Below are 3874 nucleotides of genomic sequence, written 5' to 3' on the forward strand. Positions count from 1 at the left end.
CATCGAGGACCTCATGCCCTGGCGCTTCAACCAGCCGTCAAGCATCGCCGCATAGGGCAACGACCTCGCGCTTACGTTATGCGGGAGGGGCTGAGCACTGGTCCCGGCGCCAGGTGGCCTAGAACCGGTCTCTCAAGGCCGATATTCTCTGGACCTCATGACTGCGCGGATCTGGTGAATGGGTCGCAAGCCACTGGTATTACGATGTTTTTCCGAGCTCGCCCTGAACACTTCGACGCCGGTGGCATTCGCCCGAGATGGAACGGAGATCGAACGTTTGCCAGCGACAAAAACTGCTGCCACAAGACTGACCAAACGGGCCTTCCAACAGCTGCGGTTGGCCAATCGGGCCCACGCCGGGGCCTCAGTCCGACCGTTTCTCAGGATCGAGAGGCAGCGATGGCAGGCCCAGCTCTTTGAGGTAGCCGTTGTGGCGCTGTGCCGCTGACCCAATCAGTTCCTGCAAGCCTGAAAGCTGTTCGTAGACGGCATCAAGATCGACCTCTTCCTCCGGCTCTCCTGTGCTGACGTAACGTGAAATGTTGAGATTGAAGTCGTGCTCGTTTTCAATCTCATCAAGGGCAACGAGCCGCGAGAATCTCTCCTTCTCAGTCCGATTCTGATAGGTTTCAACAATTTCCTTGATGTGCGCTGGCAGCAGCGAGTTCTGGCGCTTGCCCGGCTGATAGAGCTCGGCCGCGTTGATGAACAAGACATCGTCCGTGCACTTACACTTCTTGAGAACCAGAATGCAAACGGGGATCCCAGTGGAATAGAAGAGCTTGGACGGCAGGCCGATAACAGTGTCGATGTTTCCGTCCTTCAGCAGCTTTGTGCGTATCGCCTTCTCGGTTCCGCCGCGGAAAAGAACGCCATGCGGGAGTATGATCGCCATGGCTCCGTCGCGCGCCAGGTAGTGGAGCCCATGCAGAAGGAATCCGAGATCGGCCGCTGACTTCGGCGCGAGGCCGTGGTTCTTGAAGCGGAAGTCCTTGGCCATCTCCTCGGTCGGGCTCCAGCGATAGCTGAAGGGCGGATTGGCGACCACGGCGTCAAATTCGACCTTCTTGGCCGGGTTTGGTTCTCGCAGGATGTCCCAGTCATTTTCGAGACTGTCACCGTGGTGGATGTCGAACTCAGTATCGCGCATGCCATGCAGCAGCATGTTCATTCGGGCAAGATTGTACGTCGTGATGTTCTTCTCCTGCCCATAAAGCTTGCCAATGCCATGCTTGCCCATGTGTCGTCGGACGTTAAGCAACAGGGAGCCCGAGCCGCAGGCGAAGTCGTATACGCGGTTCAGCTTTGCGCGCCTGCCCGAAGCCGGGTCTTGACTATCGAGCGTCACGATTCCCGACAGAATGCTCGATATCTCCTGAGGCGTATAGAACTCCCCGGCCTTCTTACCGGAGCCGGCCGCGAACTGACCAATCAGATACTCGTAGGCATCTCCCAGAAGGTCACGGTCCCGCGGGAACTGGGCCAGACCCTCGGCGATCTTCTGGATGATCGTGCACAGGCGCGCATTGCGCTGCTGATAGGCCCTCCCAAGCTTTTCAGAGTCCAGATTGATCTCGGAAAACAGCCCTTGGAAGCTGCTCGAGAACGACTCGGTCTCGATGAACTTGAAGCCGCGCTGTAGTGTCCGCAGCAGGTCATCGTCCTGGGTGCGCGCCATCTCGGCGATGGAACTCCAGAGATGGGGAGGTTCGATGACGTAGTGCACCTTGCGGCGCATGACGTCTTCGAACTCGTCCGTGTCTTCAGGGTTTTGCGCATACCAGACCGACAGCGGCGAACGGCGATCGTCCGCTGAGAGGGCCGGCCAGTCGGGCCCGAGTTCTGCCTTTGCTGCCTCTTCGTAGTTGTCCGACAGGTAGCGAAGAAACAGGAACGAAAGCATGTAGTCCCGGAAATCGTCCGCGTTCATTGCCCCACGCAGATCGTTGGCTATGCCCCAGAGCGTCTTGCCCAAACGGATTTGATCTTGTTCGGTCATGCCACGTCCTCCGCCGCTTCATCCGCCGGAAAAAGAGCGGGGTTGAAGCGATAATTGTTCATGAAGTCGTCCAGAATTGAGCGAAAGATTCTCTTGTTTTCTTCCATCATTTCAGCGGGCTCAAAGAGCGAATAGTTGCCATGGCTCAGAAGTTGGACATATCGGAAATGCAAGGTGCCATCCTCGTCACCCGGATCCCGCTTCATCACATCGCCGAAGTGGTTGAACCCATGGAACGTCGCAGTCTTTTCCATGATGCTGCGCAGGATGGTGAAGTGATAGGTGAGCAGCTGCCCCGACTGGGCAGCGTCGTGCAGCTCCTTGAGCATCGCAACGTGGTAGAAACGAGGCGTGTTGCCGGTATCGCGCAGCTGCCAGTGCTCGCCGTCGCAGCTCAGGAAGTACCGTTGCGGCTTGTTCAGTTCATTGCATAGAACGTTGAAGAACAACGTGTGGTGCGACGAGATCACCACCTTAAGCCGGTCCTGCTCTTTCAGCATCCTCGCCAGATTGGCCGCGACGGCGATAGCATTATTCTCGTCAAGAGATGAGATGGGGTCGTCGATGTAAAAATATCTCACCCAGTCATAGGCTTCCTGTCCATCGATTGCGAGCTGCGCCACGGCCAAAAAGAAGGACCAGATGAATACATTCTCCTCACCACGCGAGATCTTGATGTTGTCGTGGCGAACGGTCTCGAAAGTGCCGTCTTCCTTGCGGGCTCGTAGATCACGGAAGAAACTGATGACACCTTCATCATAGTCGATCTGGAAATCAAAATCGCAATAGCGCCGCAGCATCGGGCGGATGCGGTTTTCCATCTCAAGCTCGGCGAGCCCGCCAAAAAAGGCCGAGTCGGTGTTCATTCGCAGCACCCGCGCGCGGTCGTGCTCGAGGTCGTTGTCCCAGCTGAACAGGTCTTCGGTGAAGGCGTTGAAGTAGAGCGTATCGCGTGCCGTGACCTGGCCTTCGGCATCGCGCTGTTTGCCAAGCTCCTTGAAGGCCATCGACAGACGCGTCTTGCCAGTGCCGTTGTGGGCAAATATCAGGGTGACCTTCTTGTTTCTGTCCTCGATCTGCTGGCGCAGTTGCACTGCCAGCGCGTCAAGATCAGGAAATTTCTGCGGCTCTGCCATGGGCTAAATGACTCCCCGCGGGAAGAGCTGTTGCAGGAGGCCTCGCTTGTGGTCTCCCAGTGCAGCCGTCATTTTGTCCTGCGCCGTTATCAGTTCGTCGAGCGAGGTCAGGCAGTCGGCTATCTTTCGTCGCTCATCCTCGGACGGCGGCAGGCAGATCTCTCCGGACAAGAAAGATTCGTTCTTCACGTTGATCGTATTTTTTGCTCCCTTTTGCACCAAAGGATCCAAAAACAACAGGGCTCTCTCGGGCGATTCAAAATATGCGTCTAAAATAACTCCTATGTGCTCGTTCAATGGAGAAAAAACGCCATATAGAGGTGATACGATTACACTGAATGGATTCTGGTTCTTCTTAATTATTCCCAATGGAAACTCGCCAGTGGGGCTTTTGGTGTACACAATATCACCTGGTTGAACTAAATTATAGTGATCAGTACTCTCAGCCGCAAACCGCCGTCCCAGATGTTCGATCTGATCAACCAGACCTTTTCGCACCGAGACGGAAAAAACGTCTTGCTCTCCGGTGCTTTTCTGGCCGTGTTCTACTAAAATCTCATCCAATCGCTTCATCTCCCAAGGCCGGGATTCACGTAGCTCGGGGAAACGAACCCTAGGACATGTTTCTCCACGAGCCGGGAACAGCCATTGGATAAGGCCTGTGACCTGCCCCCCTCGGGTCCCTCGTTCATAACGAGAGTCTGCGGGTTTGAGATTGGTAGTCGGGTCGGCCGTTCTG

General features: G+C 55.9%; 3 protein-coding genes. All 3 read right to left on the reverse strand.

The features are described 5' to 3' along the window. Positions 1-364: 364 nt before the first annotated feature. A complete protein-coding gene (locus FNF32_RS09025) occupies positions 365-1999 on the reverse strand; it encodes a type I restriction-modification system subunit M (RefSeq protein ID WP_143796608.1) in 1635 nt (544 codons plus the stop codon). Further along, on the reverse strand, positions 1996-3135 hold the full coding sequence (locus FNF32_RS09030) for an ATP-binding protein (protein ID WP_131675042.1): 1140 nt from the start codon (positions 3133-3135) through the stop codon (positions 1996-1998). The genes FNF32_RS09025 and FNF32_RS09030 overlap by 4 nt, the downstream gene beginning before the upstream one ends. Before the next feature lie 3 nt (positions 3136-3138). Beyond that, positions 3139-3874, reverse strand: a 736-nt coding sequence (locus tag FNF32_RS09035; RefSeq protein WP_221930692.1) for a restriction endonuclease subunit S domain-containing protein, incomplete at its 5' end; no start/stop codon positions are given.

Source organism: Paracoccus marinus (assembly GCF_007018965.1).
In the GTDB taxonomy this organism is placed as follows: Bacteria; Pseudomonadota; Alphaproteobacteria; order Rhodobacterales; family Rhodobacteraceae; genus Paracoccus; species Paracoccus marinus.

What these genes read in the sequence shown, in the direction of transcription:
- FNF32_RS09025 (WP_143796608.1), bottom strand. Translation starts at nt 1,999, where the DNA reads ATGACCGAACAAGATCAAATCCGTTTGGGCAAGACGCTCTGGGGCATA.
- FNF32_RS09030 (WP_131675042.1), bottom strand. Translation starts at nt 3,135, where the DNA reads ATGGCAGAGCCGCAGAAATTTCCTGATCTTGACGCGCTGGCAGTGCAA.